The organism is Jiella sonneratiae (genome assembly GCF_017353515.1).
Classification (GTDB): domain Bacteria; phylum Pseudomonadota; class Alphaproteobacteria; order Rhizobiales; family Rhizobiaceae; genus Jiella; species Jiella sonneratiae.
Map to the genome: position 1 here is coordinate 1 of NZ_JAFMPY010000032.1, position 18,340 is coordinate 18,340.

Below are 18,340 nucleotides of genomic sequence, written 5' to 3' on the forward strand. Positions count from 1 at the left end.
ACCTCGAGCTCGTTCTCGAAAAACGCTGCCGCGAACTCGACCAACAACGCCAAACCGTCGCGGCGCATACAAGCTTTACATGGTGGCCCAAGCCAGTCAGGCCGACCTGATCACCCGAATCTGGTATAACGTCCCTCGCAGGCCGGCGTCCGCATCACCAGCGAGACGGCAGGCGGAAGCGACCGTCGTCGCCGATCCAACGGCCTGTCGATTCGGCGGTCTGCTGGACCGTGCGGGCAACTTCGGCAGGCGCCCCTGCCGCGAGCACCGCGGCGATCCCGGTCTGATCAGCTGCCGCGTTTCGGCGATCTGTTCCCGCCCGGCCGCGCCCTGGCGGCGTTCAGGCGCTTTGCGATACCCAGAAACGCGTCCTTGATCCGCCGTTCGTCGACGGTGTGCGGATCGTAGTCGTCGGCCCATTCGGTTGCGTCGGCATGGTTCGGGTGGCCTGGATCGGCCAGGGCGTCGAGCAGGTCGTAGAAGCCGGGGATGCCGCCGCAATCTTCGGGCGGAGCGTTTCTCTCACCCCCGACGTAGCGCGGATAGGAGGCCGCCGGATCGCTGGCCCTGACGCGGGTCACCGTGAGGCGGTGCTCCCAGCTGTCGCCGAAGTCGTAGAGGTAGTCGATGGTCGTCCGGCGCGGCTTCAGGACATCGCGCAGGCGCACCTTGGATGCCTCTTGGCGCGTCTCGCTCCCCCAATCCTCGTCCATCGGGGGGCCGTAGCCCTGCCTGCCGATGGTGAATTCCCAGAGATGACAGTCGAACCAGCCCATCGCGGTCTGGATGACGTCGTGCAGCGCCGCCAGCGTCATCGCGGTGGGCACCTCGACCTCGCGCCAGATCAGCGGGTCGGTGTCGCGCAGCTCGATGCGGACGGTGGCGATCTCGTCGACGCCCTCGGATGCGGCCGGCTTCGCGGATGGGTTCATGCAGCCAGCCTAACAGATCGCGCCTGCCGGCTCCACTGCCGGAGATCGGTCAAGCACGGCGTCGAACGTCTTCGGCCGCAACGAGACGTTCGCCGCCAAGGGACTGCCCTCCAGCCTCTCTACGGATCGCGGCAGCCATTGTTTCGTGACGACGAAGGCCGGCGGCAGGGCCGATGCGGCCCGCCTCACCCAGGTGGGACGGGCGCTCGGGGTCGAGCGGCTCGGCGTCGAGCACATCCCGCTTCCTCGCCGCAGGCGCGCCGCCGCTCGGAGCGGATGTTCTCGCCCCTGCGAGAACCGCCTGCCCGAGGGACTGGCACTGACCGGGATCGGCGACAGGCAAGCGGTCATCCGGATGGGGCTGACGCCGGGACACGACCTGTCGGTCATCGGCTTTGACGACGTCCATGATGCGGCCGTGGCGCCGCCGCCGCTGACGACCATGGCAATCCACCCGTATCGGCTCGGCCGCCGGCTCGCCCGTGTCACGCTCCGACGCATCCGCGATCCCGACATGTCCGTCGCGCTCTGCGAAGTCTCGGCCGAACTCGTCATCCGCGAAACGACGGGCGCGCCTCCGCAATACCGCTGAAAACGGCGCTGCCGCTTCTCTCGGAGCCGCGGCGTGTCTGCCGATGCGGCCGGCAGTCGGCGCTCGATCACCCCGCTCGGCTGCCTCCCTCCCCGGCCCCTTTCACCGCTATGGACCGTCAAATACCGCTCGGCCGCAATCGGTCGTTTCCGGTCAGGAGAACGGGCGATGATCGAAGCGGCTCTGCATCCGCTCGAAGATGTCGACCCCCATCTGCTTGAGGAGATGCGGGATGTCGAGCGGCACCCAGTTCTCGCGGATCAGGCCTTCGTGGTGGAGATAGAAGTCCATCACCCGCATGGTGACCGGCCGGCCGGTCGGCCCGAGGCCCAGGAAGCCGCCGCCTTGGTGCATGGCGAAGACGCTCGGCCAGCCGCCGGTCACCGAATAGGGGCCGTCGCCGATCCGGATGTAGTGCCCGCCCCCGTGCTGCGCCTTGAGCTCGGCGATCTCGTCCCACTGCCCGCCACCCTTGCGGCCCGGGAAGGCGGTGCGGAACGGCAGCTGATGATAGTCGACGAAGCCCTCAAGGCCCCGCGTCGTACCGATCCCGGCAGGGCCGTACCACATCATCTTCGGATGCCAGTGCAGCCTCTGCGGCATGTCGAGGAGCCCCTGCCGCCCGGCAGTTCCCTGGTCGTCGTAGGCGCCGAGCGTCCCGTGCATGGCGAGCGTCTGGGCAAGGCTCGCCGCCGACTGGGCAGGATCGCTTTCGCCGATGACGATGCCGTCGGCGGTCAGCGGGGCCGGCCACATCCCCTCGGTGCCGAGGCTCGGCGCGATCGGCCAGTGCCCCGCCTGCCGCATCACGTCGAGAATGTCCCACAGACAGCTGCTCTGGACGATCCGGCCATCCTCGACCTGATGCACCTCGCCGTAGCGCAGATAGACCGGACGCCCGGTCGAGGGAATCGACAGCCAGTCCTCGCGGAACGCCCCGCAGTAGTGGCCGACGGCAGCGACGTAGTCGCGCCCCTCGAAGGAGCCGGCGACGAAGATCACGTCGCGGCGCTCGAGATCCGGAAACGCGTGCAGCAGGGGCCGCCATACCGCCGCCTCGATTGCCTCCGGTCCGCGCATCTCGTTCAGCGGATGCGAGCCCCGCCACTCGGCCCGCGGATGGTAGAGCCCGGCCAGCCGTGACCCGACGTCGGCGAGCGAACTTTCGGAGAGCGCTGCGAGGGCGCCCCGAAGCCACCGCTTGTTCTGAAGATGATCGGCCATGCGCCCCCCCTCTCTTCCGGCATTCCAGAAAACCTCGGCGACCCATGCCTCGCACAAAATTGGATACGTATGCAATATCGCTCTTGCAAACGTATGCAAAATTGCTATCGTCGGTAAATCGAGGCTCGAGACGGCCCCGGACAGTCATCGAAGGCAAGCGCTGCGGAGCCCCACCCTTCTGCCCGGGCCATGCGCCGGCAGCGGCAGGATACGGTGCACCCCAAGGCCCGATCGGCACCTCCCCGGATCGGCACCTCCAAGGAGAAGATGATGAAGACCATCTACGGGTTTGCCATGGCGGCGAGCGCGCTGGCGCTCTCGACGGGTTCGGCCTTCGCCGGCTGCGGCATCGACAAGGGGTCGGTCCGCATTCTCTCCAACGACTTCCCGGCGCTGCAGGAAGTCGTCGCGGCTGCCTCAAAATGTGCTGGCGACGGCGTGACCGTCACGAAGAATCTGACGACGGAACACGAGCAGCTGATGGTTCCTGCCCTGTCGGCCAATCCGTCGGAATACACCTCGGTCTTCGTCGCGACGAGTTCGATCCAGCCGCTCGTCGCCAACAGCCTGATCCGCCCGCTCGACGACTACGTCGCGACATACGGCAAAGGCATCGCCGACAAACAGAAGATCTCGATCGGCGGCAAGGTGATGGCGATCGCCTTCGACGCCAACGCCCAGCATCTGTTCTACCGCGCCGACATCCTCGAAGAGGCGGGCGTCGAGCCGCCGAAGACCTACGAGGAGATGCTGGCGGCGGCAGAGGCGATCCGCGGCAAGGGGCTGATGCAGTACCCGATCGCCGGCACATACAAGGCCGGCTGGAACCTCGCCGAGGAATTCGTCAACATGTATATCGGCTTCGGCGGCGCGTTCTTCGAGCCGGGATCGGCGAAGCCGGCGATCGACAACGAGAAGGGGGTCGCCGCGCTCGAGATGATGAAGAAGCTCAGCGCCTACATGAATCCCGACTTCCTCACCTTCGATTCCAACTCGGTGCAGGCCGAGTTCGAGGCCGGCAACGCGGCGCTCTCGAACTTCTGGGGCTCGCGCTACGGCGCGGTGATCGACGACCAGGGATCGACCGAGAAGATCACCAGCGAGATCAAGATCGGCCCGGCGCCGACGGTCGGCGGCGGCAGCATTCCGGCGACGACGCTCTGGTGGGACGGCTTCACCGTCGCCAGGAACATTTCCGACGAGGATGCGGCGGCGACGTTCCAGGCGCTGACCCACGGCGCTTCGGCCGAGATGGCGAACGCCCACACCAACGACGCGGTCTGGCTGATCGACGGTTACGAGCCCGGCGTCGAGGCGGAGGTCGTCCTGAAGACGCTGTCGATGGGCGGCAAGACCTATCCCGCCGGCCCCTATATGGGCCTGATGCACACGGCGCTCGGCAACGAGATCGTCTCCTTCATGCAGGGCAAGGAGAACGCCGAGAAGGCACTTGCCGACACCGAGGCGGCCTATACCGCCGCCGCGAAGGAACAGGGCTACCTCTGAACCGGCCCGCCGCGGGGGCGGCCTGAGTCGCCGCTCCCTGCTTCCAGCAACCGTCGATCGAGGGACCGGAGCGATGCTCCGGACCGGGGATGCCGCACCGCACCTTCATCTGGTTCATCCTGCCGTCGGCCCTGGCGATGCTGATCTTCATCGCCCTGCCGATCGTCTCGATCCTCGTCCAGTCGCTCTTCGTCGAGAACGAGCGGGTGCTGGTCACGGTCGAGAACTGCGGGCCCTTCGGCTGCCAGAAGGAAGTCAGGGTCGACGCGCAGGCGACGGCGGCTTTGCAGCGCGAGCACCCGCTCGGCCGCTTCAACGGCCTCGGCACCTATGGCAACCGCAGCCACCTCGCCTTCTCCGAGATCGCGGCGATCTGGAACGCCCGGCCGACGCTCGCCGGCTTCCTGTCCGAGGTCATGACGCTTCCCTTCTACCGGGCGCTCGCCTTCACCCTCGCCTACACCGCCGTCGTCACCCCCCTGGTCATCGCCCTCGGCTTCTTCATCGCGCTGGCGGTCGACGCCCTGCCGCGCATGGTCAAGGGACCGGTCATCTTCATGTCGCTGCTGCCGATGATGATCACGCCGCTGATCGGCTCGCTGGTCCTGTTCTGGATGATCGATTCCAACGGCATCATCGGCGCCTCCATCCAGGCGCTGGCGAACGACCCGTCGCTGTCGCTGAAAGCCTCGGCGACGCTCGCCTGGATCACCCTCTTCGTCTACGGCATCTGGCATTCGGCGCCCTTCGCCTTCGTGGTCTTCTATGCCGGGCTGCAGACGGTGCCGCAGGATACGATGGAATCGGCGATGATCGACGGCGCCAGCCGCTGGGAACGCGTGCGCTACGTCGTCCTGCCGCATCTCTCGCCGCTCGTCGTCTTCGTCGCCCTGATCCAGCTGATGGATAATTTCCGGGTGTTCGAGCCGATCGTCGGCTTCAGCGCCCAGGCCAACGCCACCTCGCTGTCCTTCAACATCTACAACGACCTGCGCAGCACCGGCACGCCGCTGTTCGGATCGGCCGCAGCGACCTCCGTCCTGACGCTCGCCGGCGTCGCCCTTCTCCTGACGCCCGTCCTCGTGCGGACCTGGCGCGACTTCAAGCGGTCGAGGTAGCGCCATGACCGCCAAGACGCGCCGCCGCCCGCCCGTCCTCGCCGTCCTGTCCACGGCCTTCATCGTCCTGTGGCTGGTGCTGGCGGCCTTCCCGTTCCTCTGGACGCTGTGGGGCTCGTTCAAGGTGCAGGGCGACTTCTTCTCCCGGCAGGACTGGGTCAACGCCCTCACCGGCGTCCACACGATCGCCGAGACCGGCGGCCCGTTCACCGGTCGCGGCTATTACGGCGCATGGGTGACCAAGGAGTTCTGGCGCGCCGCGATCAACACCGGCATCGTCACCGTTTCGGTCGTCCTGATCTCGCTGACCTTCGGCACGCTCGGCGGTTATGCCCTGTCGCGCTCGCCGCACCGCTACGCCTTCTGGATCCTGATCGCCGCACTGATCTTCCGGGCGATGCCGCACATCACGCTGGTCTCAGGCTACCTCCTGCCGTTCTTCCAGCTGAACGTCTGGGGCTACCTGACGACGGCGATCGTCGTCCTCGTGGCAATCAACCAGCCCTTCACGCTGTGGATGCTGCATTCCTTCTTCAAGAGCATCCCGAAGGATCTCGACGAGAGCGCGATGGTCGACGGCTGCTCGCGCTTCCAGGCGTTCCGGATGGTGATCATCCCGGTGATGTGGCCGGGCGTCGTGACCACCGGCCTGTTCTCCTTCCTCCTCGCCTACAACGACTTCGCGGTCACCGCGACGCTGCTCACACAGGACAACCAGACCATGGTGCCGAAGATCGCGAGCTTCCTCGGCACGACGCAGGTCCAGGGCAACGTCATGTACGCCGTCTCGGCCGTCGTCTCGGCGACGGTGCCGCTCTTCCTCCTCGTCCTTTTCTTCCAGCGCCAGATCGTCAGCGGCCTGACCGCCGGCGCCGTCAAGGGTTAGCCCGCCATGGCCGAGATCCAGCTCAAGAACGTCTCGAAGCGCTGGGGCAACTTCGTCGCCGTCGACGCCTTCGACCTTGCCATCGCCGACGAGGAGTTCCTCGTCCTGCTCGGACCCTCCGGCTGCGGCAAGACGACGACCATGCGGATGATCGCCGGGCTGGAGGAGATCACGGACGGCGAGATCTTCATCGGCGAACGGCTGGTCAACCGGCTGGAACCGAAGGACCGCGACATCGCCATGGTGTTCCAGAGCTACGGTCTCTACCCGACCATGAGCGTCTACGAGAACATCCGCTTTCCGCTGAAGGTCCGCCGCGTCGCCAAGGACGAGCACCACGAGCGGGTGATGCGCGCCGCGAAGATGGTGGAGCTCACCGACTTCCTCGAACGGCGGCCGGCGGAACTCTCGGGCGGGCAGCGTCAGCGGGTGGCGCTCGCCCGGGCGATCGTCCGCCAGCCGACGGTCTTCCTGATGGACGAGCCGCTGTCCAATCTCGACGCCAAGCTGCGCGTCTCCACCCGCTCGCAGATCAAGAACCTCCACCACGAGCTGCGCACCACGACGATCTACGTCACCCACGACCAGATCGAGGCGATGACGCTCGCCGACCGTGTGGTGGTGATGAACAAGGGCGTCGTGCAGCAGGTCGGCACGCCGCTCGAAATCTACGACCGCCCGGCCAACACCTTCGTCGCCGGCTTCATCGGCTCGCCGGCGATGAACCTGATCGACGGCACGATCGGGGACGGGGTCTTCACGGGCCAGAACGTCACGATCAAGGGGCTTCCCGCCACGGTGTCCGGCCCGGTCACGCTCGGATTCCGCGCCGAGGACGCGGCGGCGAGGCCAGACGGCGGCGGCGAAATCGCCGCGCCGATCTTCTCGCTGGAACTCCTCGGCGAAGCCTCGATGGTCACCGTGCAGGCCGGCGGGGCGCTCGTCGCGGTCAAGGTGCCGAAGGACTTTGCCGCCGAGATCGGCAGCGCGTTCAGCGCCGCGGTGCCTGCCGGGATCTGCCACCTCTTCGACGCCGAGAGCGGCAAGCGCATCGCAGTCTGACATCCGACGGAGAACACACATGGCCGGCGCAAGACCCGAACAGGCGGTCCTCACCCGCGACACCGACATGACCAAGACCGAGGAGACCCGCCGGGTCGTCGAGGGCATGGTCGACGGGCTGAACGACCACCGCATCGCCGACATCGGCGAGTTCTTCTCCGAGACCTTCCGCTGGATCGGCAACCAGGGCTGCGGGCTGAAGAACGGCGTGCGCGAATTCCAGGACAACTGGCAGCGGCCGTTCCAGGCCGCCTTCTCCGACAAGGTCTGCATCGACGAGGCGCGGCTCTTCATGGGCGAGTGGGCGGCCGCCTTCGGTCGGCAGGAGGCGACGCATTCCGGCCCGTTCATGGGCGTCGCGCCGACCGGCAGGCGGGTCGAGATCCGCTACATGGACTTCTGGAAGGTCGAGGAGGGCAAGATCGTCGACAACTGGGTCAGCGTCGACTTCCCGCACGTCCTGGCGCAGCTCGGCGTCGACGTGTTTTCCGGCGAGGGCTGGGAGGCCTTCGACCGCGGCGAGAAGACGCCGCCCCGCCCGCTGCGTCAGTCACGCTCGTCGATCGGCTAGTGGTCTTTCCATTCCGACATTTGCTTCGCGGTCTCCACAGGAAGGCACCAAATGTCGGAACCAGACCACCAGCGGTCCGCGACAAGTCAACGAGAACAAGAAAAACGACGAGGGATGGAAATGGCCGTCACCGATCTGAAGCGAAGCAAGCCTGGGGCCGGCGGGCCGCAGGGCGCAAAAAGGGCGCGCCCCGTCGGCGTGGCGACGGCGAAGAGCGTCGAGCCCTGCTGCACGAGGATCCTCACCGACGCGGCGGCCGCGCAATGAACGCCGCCGACATCAACACGGCCCAGCGGAACAAGGCGGCGCTCGCACCGCTGCGGGCGGCGATGGCCGACTTCGAGGCGAAGGCCGTGCGCACGGCTGTGGCGGAGCTCCTCGATGCCGGCGCCGTCGTTCATCTCTGCGAGCCTTTCGGCGACTGCACCGGGCCGCAGGCGTTCTACGATCGCGCCTATGCGCCGCTTCTCGCCGCCTTCCCCGACCTCGAACGCCGCGACCTGATCGTCATCGCCGGACGGACGGCCGAGGGCGCCGAGTGGGTGGGCTGCTGCGGCTATTACACCGGAACTTTCGCGCGGGCCTTCCTGGACATTCCGCCCACCGGCCACCAGGCGGCGATGCGCTTTCACGAATTCTTCCGCTTCGCGGCAGGCCGGGTGGTCGAGGTCCAGGCGATCTGGGACGTGCCGGAGCTGATGCTGCAGGCCGGCGCCTGGCCGCTCGCGCCGAGCCTCGGGCGCGAATGGCAGGTGCCGGGCCCGGCGACGCAGGACGGGCTGTTTCCGGGTCCCGGAGCTTCGCCGGCAGACGCCGAACGGGGCGCCGAGACGTGCCGGCTCGTCGTCGACATGCTGGCGCACATGACGCGGCATCCGGCCAAGGGCGGCCCCGAGGTGATGGAACTCGAGCGCTTCTGGCATGAGCGGATGAGTTGGTACGGCCCGGCCGGAATCGGCACTGCCCGCGGCTTGAAGGGCTTCCGCAACTGGCACCAGATCCCGTTCCTGACGGCGATGCCGGATCGCGGCCAGTACCCGGGCGAGACCGCGCACCACTTCTTCGGTGAGCGCAACTATGCGGCGGTGACCGGCTGGCCGAACATGATGCAGACGGTCAGCGGCAGCGGCTGGCTCGGCATCGCGCCGACGGGACGGCGCATCGCCATGCGCAGCCTCGACTTCTGGCGGGTCGAGGGCGGTCTGATCCGCGAGAACTGGGTGCTCGTCGACCTTCTCGACGTCTATCGCCAGCTGGGGCTCGACGTCTTCGCGCGGCTGCGCGAGTTCAACAAAGCGCGGGCCGGCTTCGATTGCGAGACCGGGAGAGTGCTGCCGTGACGCCGCTTCCCACCTCTCCTTCCTTCCGGCTCGAAGGCCGGCGGGCGCTCGTCACCGGGGCCTCCTCCGGCATCGGCCTCGGCTGCGCGGTAGCGCTCGCCGAAGCGGGCGCGGAAGTCGTGCTGGCGGCGCGGCGCATCGAGCGGCTGGACGACGCCGTGGCGGCGCTTCGTGCGAGAGGCTGCCGCGCCGAAGCCCTGCGGCTCGACGTCGCCGAGGTCGAGGCCAGCGCCGATGCCGTCGCGGGCCGCGGCCCTTTCGACATTCTGGTCAACAGCGCCGGGCTCGGCCGCCATGGTCCCGCCGTCGACACGAAGCCGGAGGACTTCGATGCCGTCGCCGCCATCAACCTTCGCGGCGCCTATTTCCTGACGCAGGCCGTGGCGAGGGGGCTGATCGCCGCCAAACGTTCCGGATCGCTGATCAACGTCACCTCGCAGATGGGCCATGTCGGCGGCATCGACCGTGCCGTCTACTGCGCGACCAAGCATGCCGTCGAGGGGTTTACCAAGGCGATGGCGATCGAGTGGGGCCCGCACCGCATCCGGGTCAACACCGTCGCCCCGACCTTCATACGCACGCCGCTGACCGAGGCGACCTTCGCCGGTCCGGAGCGGCGGCGCTGGATCGAGGAGAAGATCAAGCTGCCGCGGGTGGGCGAAGTCTCCGACGTGATGGGCGCGGTCCTCTATCTCGCGAGCGATGCCGCGTCCATGGTGACGGGAACCTCGCTCCTGGTCGACGGCGGCTGGACGGCCGGCTGATGGCACAGGACAAGGTCACCTCGATCGACGTCGCGCGGCTGGCAGGCGTCAGCCAGTCGGCCGTGTCGCGGGTCTTCACGCCGGGCGCCTCCGTGTCGAAGCGCACGGCGCAGAAGGTGCGCGAGGCGGCAGAGGCGCTCGGCTACCGCCCGAACATCCTGGCCCGATCGCTGATCACCGGCCGCAGCCGGATCATCGGCCTCGTGGTCGCCTATCTGGAAAACTACTTCTACCCCGAGGCTTTGGAAAAGCTCTCCAACGCCCTGCAGGCCGAGGGCTACCACGTCCTCGTCTTCATGGCCTCGCAGACCGCCGGCAACATCGACGACGTCCTGACCGAGATCCTCGACTATCAGGTCGACGGCATCATCATGGCCTCCGTCGCGCTGTCGTCCGACCTCTCCTCGCGCTGCCAGGCGGCGGGAGTGCCGGTCGTCCTGTTCAACCGGCATCAGGACGACGACACGCTGACGGCGGTCATTTCCGACAATGCGGGTGGCGCACGGATGCTGGCCAGCTTTCTCGTCGAAGCCGGACACGAGCGGATCGCCCATATCGCCGGCTGGGAAGGCGCCTCCACCCAGCGCGATCGGGAGTCCGGCTTCCGCGATGGCCTTGCGGCCTGCGGCCGGGCGCTGTTCGCCCGCGAGGTCGGGAATTTCGAGCCGGAGACCGCCCGGCAGGCGGCGCGGCGCATGTTCGACCGAGAAGACCGCCCGGACGCCGTCTTCGTCGCGAACGACCACATGGCCTTCTTCGTGATGGACGTCCTGCGCTTCGAGCTCGGCCTGCAGGTTCCGGACGACGTCTCGGTCGTCGGCTTCGACGACGTGCCGCCGGCGGCCTGGCCGGCCTACGGCCTCACCACCGTCCGCCAGCGCGCCAACCGCATGGTGGAAGAGACCGTCAAGGCGCTGCTGGAGCGCATCGAGAACCCGCATGCAGACCCGAAGCGGATCGCGCTCGACGCGCCGCTGATCGTCCGCACGTCGTCACGCACACCGGAAGGATGGGGCCGATGAAGGGCTTCGACGAAAAATTCCGAGACTTTCCCGACTACATCATCGGCATCACCAAGGAGATCTGGGAAGACCGCGGCATCGCGACGCTCACCCGCTATTACGCGCCGGACATCGTGGTGCGTTCGCCCGCCTCGGTGGTCACCGGCAATGCGGGCGTGATCGCCGCGACGCTCGCCACGCTCGCCGAGTTTCCCGACCGCACGCTGCTCGCCGAGGACGTGATCTGGGCCGGCACGCCGGAAGACGGGATGCTGTCCTCGCACCGCATCCTCTCGACCGCGACGCACCTTGCCGACGGCGTCTACGGCAAGGCGAGCGGCAGAAAGCTCTCCTATCGCATCATCGCCGACTGCCACGCCATCGATAACCGGATCGACGACGAGTGGCTGATCCGCGACCAGGGCGCGATCGTGCGCCAGATGGGGCTCGACCCGAAGGACTACGCACGCGACCTGATCGCCCGCGAGGGCGGGCCGGAGGCCTGCGTCCGCCCGCTGACGCCGGAGACCGACCGGCCCGGCCCTTACCAGGGGCGCGGCAACGACGACGCATGGGGCCGGCGCCATGCCGACATCCTCACCCGCATCATGAACGCCGACATGGCGGTCATCCCGGCCGAATACGACCGCGGCTGCCAGCTCGAATATCCGGGCGGCGTCACCGGGCACGGCACCGGCCCCGCCGACCGCTTCTGGATGGGGCTGAGGGCGAGCTTTCCCTCCGCCACCTTTCGCATCGAGCACGTCATCGGCCGCGACGATCCCCTGATGCCGCCGCGCGCGGCGATCCGCTGGAGCCTCACCGGCAGGCACGACGGCTGGGGCGCCTTCGGCCCGCCGACCGGCGCCCAGGTCTACGTCCTCGGCGCATCGCATGCCGAGTTCGGGCCCTGGGGCCTGCGGCGCGAATACACGCTCTACGACGAGACCGCGATCTGGAAGCAGATCGTCCTGAAGACCGGCTAACCGTCCCGCAACCACTGCGGACGAAGGCGACCTTGAGACAAGACGCGAGGAAACTGATGACACTTTCCCGGGAAGACATGGAGCGGCGCATCGTCCGCTACGGCGAACTCCAGCCCTGCCGCACCGCCTTCATCGACGCCCATACGCCGGGCTCGAACCAGAAGGAGAACTTCACCATCATCGGAGGCGGCGTCTCGGAAAGCCCCGACCAGCACGTCCACATCAAGGAGACGCCGGGCTTCAACATCGGCGCCGCCGGCCAGCCGCCGCACTGCCGCAACTCGCTCCACTCGCACCGCACGGCGGAGGTCTTCTTCGTCCTCAAAGGGCGCTGGCGCTTCTTCTGGGGCCGCTTCGGCACCGCCGGCGAGGTGGTGCTCGAAGAGGGCGACATCTTCAACATTCCGACCGGCATCTTCCGCGGCTTCGAGAACGTCGGCACGGACTACGGGATGATCATGGCGATCCTCGGCGGCGACGATGCCGGAGGCGGCGTCGTCTGGGCGCCGCAGGTGATCGAGGACGCGCGGGACCACGGCCTCGTGCTCGGCGAGAACGGCAAGCTCTACGATACCAAGAAGGGCCAGCGCCTGCCGGACGGCGTCCGCCCGATGCCGCTCCTGACGGACGAAGAATTGACGGCGTTCCCGGAGACGCCAGCCGAGGCTGTCGTGCCGTTTCACGTTGCGCGCTACTGGGACCTGATGGCGCTCGCCGGCAAGGCGCCGGCCAGGGTGATCGGCGCCGATGCCCTCCTGAAGGACCGGCCGGGCTTTTCGGTCGAGCTCCTGACCCGGGGCTCGATCCCGGAGGACGCTTACGAGACCCCGCGCCACGAAGTGCTGATGCCGGTGCGCGGCCACTGGCGCCTCGCCTGGGACGGCAACAGCACCGTGCTCGCGCCCGGGGACACCTGCGCCGTGCCTCCGGGTCTTCGCCACGCCCTTGCGCCGTCGATGACCGGCGAGGCGAGCCTCTACCGCATCACCAACACCGACGATCCGGCAGGCGCGACCTGGCGGGCCGAGGCGGCCTGACATGCCGGAGCGCCGACCGCTGCCGCTCGTGCTGATCCCCGGCATGATGTGCGACGCGCGGCTGTTCGGCCCGCAGATCGCAGCATTCTCGGCGGAGCGCGCAACCCATGTCGCGGCGATCCTCGCCAAGGACACGGTGGAGGCAATGGCGGCGGACCTTCTCGTCGGCGCGCCGGCGCGCTTCGCCCTCGCCGGGTTGTCGATGGGCGGCATCGTCGCGATGGAGGTGCTGCGTCAGGCGCCGGAGCGGGTGGAGCGGATCGCCCTCCTCGACACCAATCCCCTCGCCGAGGCGGCGAATGTCCGGGACGGCCGGGAGCCGCAGATCGAAAAGGCCCGGCAGGGCGGCCTGGAGGCGGTGATGCGCGAGGCGATGCTGCCGCGCTACGTCGCCGATCCCGTCGCTGGCGCCGGCATCCTCGATCTCTGCCTCCAGATGGCGCTGGCGCTCGGCCCGGCCGTCTTCGAGCGGCAGTCGCGGGCGCTGCAGACGCGGCCCGACCAGACCGGGACGCTGCGGGCCGCGAAACTCCCGACCCTCATTCTCTGCGGCGAGAACGACGCGCTCTGTCCGGTGGACCGACACCGGCTCATGCATGACCTCATGCCGGGATCGCGGCTGGAGATCCTGCCCGCCACCGGCCACCTGCCGACGCTGGAACGGCCGGAGACGACGACGAAAATCCTTCGCGAATGGCTGGATACGCAATGATCGACGACACGCTGCTTTCACTGCTGCGCCGGGTCGACACCCCGACCGTCTGCAACGCCATCGAGGTGGCGGAGGGCAGGCGCGGCTTTGCCGCTTTCACGCGCGGCACCATGCTCGCCTCGGATCCGACGGCCGGACCGATGGTCGGATACGCCCGGACGGCGAAGATCGCCGCGCTCGCACCGCCTGCCGAGAACGCGGCGATCATCCGGCAGCGGCGGATGGACTACTACCGCCACATGGCCGAGGCGCCCCGGCCGGCCGTTGCCGTCGTCGAGGACGTCGACTTCCCGTCCTGCATCGGCGCCTATTGGGGCGAGATCAACAGCACCGTCCACAAGGGTTTCGGGCTGTCCGGCGCCCTCACCAACGGCGTCATGCGCGATCTCGGCGACCTGCCCGACGGGTTTCCCGTCGTCGCCGGCTCGGTGGGCCCGAGCCACGGCTTCGTGCATGTCCGCGAGATCGGCACGAAGGTGACGATCTTCGGCCTGACGATCGGCGACGGCGATCTCGTCCACGCCGATCGCCATGGCGCCCTCGTCGTCCCGCCGGACACCATGCCGCGTCTCGCCGAGGCCATCGACAAGCTTCTGGCGACCGAGAAGATCGTGCTGGAGCCGGCGCGCCGGGACGGCTTTGATTTCGCGACGTTCGAAAAGGCTTGGGCGGCATTCGAGGCCGCGCGGACATGAGGGTCCAGATTTGCAAGGTGAATCGCACCGACTTTCCCGGAGACCGGTTGGCTCGATGTCACCGGGTCGATTGCGACGGTCTCGCTGGCCTTCAGCCGCACCTCGAGCGGCCTGCTGCGAGCCGTCTCCGGGCTCTCGATCCCCCCTTACCGTCTCGGCGACGTTTGATGGGATGGTCCACCCCGAACGGCCGGTGGGAGGTCTTCGCCGGCGATGAGCGCCGGTTCGGCCCGAAAGCCGGTCACGCGGCGGGTCTCTGCGCCGGTCGGCGAGCGCCGACGGTTCCCGGCCATCATCGCTTCGCCCGGCTCGACGTCACGGCCTTCGTGTCGCCGGCCACAGGCAACGCGAGGCCGCCGCGTGCCGCGGGGAGCCGGAGGGCGCTGGCCGAAGTCGCGGAAAAAGGGATGCCCATAAAGGCAGAGAGCCGCCACGGCCTGGAGGGGGATACGCCGTGACGACTCTCTTGCACTCTCATGACGCCGGTCCTGGAGAGGGGGGGAAGAGGACCGCGGCGTCTCTAATTTCGGCTCTAAAGCGGGGGACGTGCCTTGGCCGAATACGACGCCATGAAGTGCGTCGTCGCTCATGATATTGCGACTCGCGGCGGCCAAAATCAAGCTACGGGCAAGGCTGGCCCTGTCACATCGACGTGAAGGGCGACCGAGCCGACCTGATCACGGATCGGACGGCGTTGCAACGCCCGGATTCCGGGTCTTTCCACGGAAATCCGCCAACGTGACTTTTTCGCAACGTTGGCCGGCGCCGGTGCTTCGATCAGGCCGGACGAGACCGCGCAGCCGGCGGCGGAGCGGTGCTGCCGCCGCCGATGGACAGGACGGCGGGCGCGCGGTACCAGCATGCCCCATGAAAAAGGGCGATCACCTCTTCCTCGTCGACGGCTCGGCCTACATCTTCCGTGCCTATCACGCGCTGCCGCCGCTCACCCGCAAGTCCGACGGCCTGCCGGTCGGCGCCGTCTCGGGCTTCTGCAACATGCTGTGGAAGCTGGTCGAGGAATCGCGCGACACCTCGGTCGGCACGATCCCCACGCATTTCGCGGTGATCTTCGACCATTCCTCGACGACCTTCCGCAATGCGCTCTACGACCAGTACAAGGCCAACCGCACGGCGCCGCCGGAAGACCTCGTGCCGCAGTTCCCGCTGATCCGCGAGGCGGTGCGGGCCTTCGACCTGCCCTGCATCGAGAAACAGGGCTTCGAGGCGGACGACCTCATCGCCACCTATACCCGCCAGGCGGTCGCCGCCGGCGGCGACGTCACCATCGTCTCCTCGGACAAGGACCTGATGCAGCTCGTCGGGCCGGGGGTGATCCTCTACGACCAGATGAAGGACAAGCGCCTCGGCCCGGAAGAGGTGAAGGAGAAGTTCGGCGTCTATCCGGAGAAGATGATCGACCTGCAGGCGCTCGTCGGCGACACCTCCGACAACGTGCCGGGCGTGCCGGGCATCGGCCCGAAGACCGCCGCCCAGCTCCTCGACGAATATGGCGACCTCGAAGCGCTGCTTGAGCGCGCCGGCGAAATCAAGCAGGCGAAGCGGCGGGAAAACCTCATCCAGTTCGCCGAGCAGGCGCGGCTGTCGAAGCGGCTCGTCACCCTCGACTGCGAGACGCCGCTCGACGTCGCCCTCGACGAACTCTTCCTCAACGAGCCGGACGGCGAGAAGCTGATCGCCTTCCTGAAGGCGATGGAATTCACCACCCTCACCCGCCGCGTCGCCGCGACGCTCGCGGTCTCGGCGAGCGAGGTCGAGACCGCGACGATCGCGGTGGACGGGCCGGCCCGCGGTCCCGACCTCGATCCCCCGGCGGCGGACGGCGCGGCGCCCTTGACCGCGGCGAACGGCGCCGGCGGCGCGGCGCGCCTCGCCCTGACGCCGGCAATGCTGGTCGAAGCCCGCCGGGCCGAAGCGGCAGCCGCGACGTTCGACCATGCCGCCTATCTGACGATCCGCGACGAGGCGGCGCTCAAGGCCTTCCTCGCCGAGGCGACCGAGACCGGCATCCTCGCCTTCGACACGGAGACCGACACGCTCTCGGCGATGAACGGCCGGCTCGTCGGCGTCTCCCTCGCCGTCGCGCCCGGCCGCGCCGCCTATGTGCCGCTCGGCCACGTCTCGCCGAACGGCGAGGCCGACCTTCTCTCCGACACCTCGCTCGAGGACGAGATCGGCCCGCAGATCCCGCTCGAGACGGCGCTCTCCGCGATGAAGCCGGTGCTCGAGGACGAGGCGATCCTCAAGGTCGGGCAGAACACCAAATACGACACGCTGGTCATGCTGCGGCACGGCATCGCCGTCGCGCCCTTCGACGACACCATGCTGATCTCCTATGCCCTCGACGCCTCCGCGTCGCTCGCCGGCCACGGCATGGACGAACTGTCGGAGCGCTTCCTCGGCCACAAGCCGATCTCGTTCAAGGATCTCTGCGGCTCGGGCCGCAACGCCCGGCCGATCGCTTCCTGCGAGATCGAGCGGGTGACGCATTACGCCGCCGAGGACGCCGACGTGACGCTGCGGCTCTGGCGGGTGCTGAAGCCGCGGCTCGCGGCGGAAGGCCTCGCCTCGGTCTACGAGCGGCTGGAGAAGCCTCTCGTGCCGGTCCTGGCGCGGATGGAACGGCGCGGCATCATGGTCGACCGGCAGATCCTGTCGCGGCTGTCCGGCCGCTTCGCCCAGAAGCAGGGAGCGCTGGAGGCGGAGATCGCCGATCTCGCCGGCGAGGAGTTCAATCCGGGCTCGCCCAAGCAGCTCGGCGAGATCCTGTTCGGCAAGCTCGGCCTTCCCGGCGGCAAGAAGACCAAGAGCGGCCAGTGGTCGACCGACGTGAAGGTGCTGGAGGATCTCGCCGCCGAGGGCCATGCGCTGCCGGCGAAGATCGTCGAATGGCGCCAGCTGACCAAGCTGAAGGGCACCTATACCGATACCCTGCCGAACCACATGGACGAGCGGGGCCGGATCCACACCTCCTATTCCATGGCCTCGACGACCACCGGCCGGCTCTCCTCCTCCGAGCCGAACCTGCAGAACATTCCGGTGCGCACCGAGGAGGGCCGGGCGATCCGCACCGCCTTCGTGGCGCCCGAAGGCACCCGGCTCGTCTCCGCCGACTACAGCCAGATCGAGCTGCGGATCCTCGCCCACATCGCCGACATCCCGCAGCTCAAGCAGGCCTTCCGGGAAGGACTCGACATCCACGCGATGACCGCCTCGGAGATGTTCGGCCTGCCCGTCGAGGGCATGGACCCGATGGTCCGCCGGCGCGCCAAGGCGATCAATTTCGGCATCATCTACGGCATCTCGGCCTTCGGCCTCGCCAACCAGCTGTCGATCCCGCGCGAGGAGGCCGGCCTCTACATCAAGCGCTATTTCGAGCGCTTCCCTGGTATCCGCGACTACATGGACGAGACCAAGGCCTTCGCGAAGAAGCACGGCTATGTCGAGACGCTGTTCGGCCGGCGGGCGCACTATCCCGACATCTCGGCCTCCAACCCGTCGATGCGCGCCTTCAACGAGCGGGCGGCGATCAACGCGCCGATCCAGGGCACGGCGGCCGACATCATCCGCCGCGCGATGATCCGGATGGACGATGCGCTCGCCAAGGCGGGGCTTGCCGCACGGATGCTTCTCCAGGTGCATGACGAGCTGGTCTTCGAGGTGCCGGAGGACGAGGTGGAGCCGACGCTTCTGCTCGTCTCGGAAGTCATGGCCGAGGCGCCGCTTCCGCGCGTCGATCTCTCCGTGCCGCTGGTGGTCGACGCCAAGGCCGCCGGAAACTGGGAAGCGGCACATTGACGCAGTTTGCAACCGTCTCTTTCGCGGCCGCCATTCGCGCTGCACCGCCGAAGCGAGGCGCCGACCGGTAACGTTAGCCGGAGAGCGATCGCCCATCT

At 68.1% G+C, this 18,340-nt stretch carries 17 protein-coding genes; 15 read left to right on the plus strand and 2 right to left on the minus strand.

What is annotated here, in order from left to right:
* Positions 1 to 287 precede the first annotated feature (287 nt).
* Positions 288 to 932, minus strand: coding sequence for a plasmid pRiA4b ORF-3 family protein (locus tag J1C47_RS20865; protein ID WP_207352739.1), 645 nt, complete (start codon positions 930 to 932; stop codon positions 288 to 290).
* Between the two features lie 145 nt (positions 933 to 1,077).
* Here J1C47_RS20865 and J1C47_RS24160 point away from each other — a divergent pair, with 145 nt between their 5' ends.
* Positions 1,078 to 1,524: a substrate-binding domain-containing protein gene (locus J1C47_RS24160; RefSeq protein ID WP_207352740.1), complete on the plus strand. Its 447-nt coding sequence runs from the start codon at positions 1,078 to 1,080 to the stop codon at positions 1,522 to 1,524.
* 153 nt (positions 1,525 to 1,677) lie between these two features.
* Here J1C47_RS24160 and J1C47_RS20875 read toward each other — a convergent pair whose 3' ends face one another.
* Positions 1,678 to 2,748, minus strand: coding sequence for an ester cyclase (locus tag J1C47_RS20875; protein ID WP_207352741.1), 1,071 nt, complete (start codon positions 2,746 to 2,748; stop codon positions 1,678 to 1,680).
* A 270-nt stretch (positions 2,749 to 3,018) separates the two neighbouring features.
* Here J1C47_RS20875 and J1C47_RS20880 point away from each other — a divergent pair, with 270 nt between their 5' ends.
* From J1C47_RS20880 to polA, 14 genes are all read left to right on the plus strand, one after another.
* On the plus strand, positions 3,019 to 4,254 hold the full coding sequence (locus J1C47_RS20880) for an ABC transporter substrate-binding protein (protein ID WP_245396716.1): 1,236 nt from the start codon (positions 3,019 to 3,021) through the stop codon (positions 4,252 to 4,254).
* 89 nt (positions 4,255 to 4,343) lie between these two features.
* Positions 4,344 to 5,372 carry a carbohydrate ABC transporter permease gene (locus J1C47_RS20885; RefSeq protein WP_207352743.1) on the plus strand — a complete coding sequence of 343 codons (1,029 nt, stop codon included), beginning with the start codon at positions 4,344 to 4,346 and terminating at the stop codon, positions 5,370 to 5,372.
* Positions 5,373 to 5,376: 4 nt separating this feature from the next.
* Positions 5,377 to 6,258, plus strand: coding sequence for a carbohydrate ABC transporter permease (locus J1C47_RS20890; RefSeq protein ID WP_207352744.1), 882 nt, complete (start codon positions 5,377 to 5,379; stop codon positions 6,256 to 6,258).
* Between the two features lie 6 nt (positions 6,259 to 6,264).
* Positions 6,265 to 7,320, plus strand: a complete 1,056-nt coding sequence (locus tag J1C47_RS20895) for an ABC transporter ATP-binding protein (protein WP_207352745.1) — start codon at positions 6,265 to 6,267, stop codon at positions 7,318 to 7,320.
* A 19-nt stretch (positions 7,321 to 7,339) separates the two neighbouring features.
* Positions 7,340 to 7,891, plus strand: a complete 552-nt coding sequence (locus tag J1C47_RS20900; protein ID WP_207352746.1) for an ester cyclase — start codon at positions 7,340 to 7,342, stop codon at positions 7,889 to 7,891.
* 120 nt (positions 7,892 to 8,011) lie between these two features.
* A complete protein-coding gene (locus tag J1C47_RS20905) occupies positions 8,012 to 8,158 on the plus strand; it encodes a hypothetical protein (RefSeq protein ID WP_207352747.1) in 147 nt (48 codons plus the stop codon).
* Positions 8,155 to 9,231: an ester cyclase gene (locus tag J1C47_RS20910; RefSeq protein WP_207352748.1), complete on the plus strand. Its 1,077-nt coding sequence runs from the start codon at positions 8,155 to 8,157 to the stop codon at positions 9,229 to 9,231. The genes J1C47_RS20905 and J1C47_RS20910 overlap by 4 nt, the downstream gene beginning before the upstream one ends.
* Positions 9,228 to 9,995, plus strand: a complete 768-nt coding sequence (locus J1C47_RS20915) for an SDR family oxidoreductase (RefSeq protein WP_207352749.1) — start codon at positions 9,228 to 9,230, stop codon at positions 9,993 to 9,995. The genes J1C47_RS20910 and J1C47_RS20915 overlap by 4 nt, the downstream gene beginning before the upstream one ends.
* A complete protein-coding gene (locus J1C47_RS20920; protein WP_207352750.1) occupies positions 9,995 to 11,017 on the plus strand; it encodes a LacI family DNA-binding transcriptional regulator in 1,023 nt (340 codons plus the stop codon). The genes J1C47_RS20915 and J1C47_RS20920 overlap by 1 nt, the downstream gene beginning before the upstream one ends.
* Positions 11,014 to 11,982 carry a nuclear transport factor 2 family protein gene (locus J1C47_RS20925; RefSeq protein ID WP_207352751.1) on the plus strand — a complete coding sequence of 323 codons (969 nt, stop codon included), beginning with the start codon at positions 11,014 to 11,016 and terminating at the stop codon, positions 11,980 to 11,982. The genes J1C47_RS20920 and J1C47_RS20925 overlap by 4 nt, the downstream gene beginning before the upstream one ends.
* A gap of 56 nt (positions 11,983 to 12,038) precedes the next feature.
* Positions 12,039 to 13,019: a cupin domain-containing protein gene (locus tag J1C47_RS20930; protein WP_207352752.1), complete on the plus strand. Its 981-nt coding sequence runs from the start codon at positions 12,039 to 12,041 to the stop codon at positions 13,017 to 13,019.
* 1 nt (position 13,020) lies between these two features.
* Positions 13,021 to 13,731, plus strand: coding sequence for an alpha/beta fold hydrolase (locus tag J1C47_RS20935; protein WP_207352753.1), 711 nt, complete (start codon positions 13,021 to 13,023; stop codon positions 13,729 to 13,731).
* A complete protein-coding gene (locus J1C47_RS20940) occupies positions 13,713 to 14,426 on the plus strand; it encodes an RraA family protein (protein ID WP_245396717.1) in 714 nt (237 codons plus the stop codon). Before J1C47_RS20935 ends, J1C47_RS20940 begins: the two co-directional genes overlap by 19 nt.
* 867 nt (positions 14,427 to 15,293) lie before the next feature.
* The gene (gene polA / locus J1C47_RS20945; RefSeq protein ID WP_207352754.1) at positions 15,294 to 18,242 is read left to right on the plus strand and encodes a DNA polymerase I; all 2,949 of its coding nucleotides are present in this window, start codon (positions 15,294 to 15,296) and stop codon (positions 18,240 to 18,242) included.
* The last annotated feature ends 98 nt before the right edge of the window (positions 18,243 to 18,340 follow it).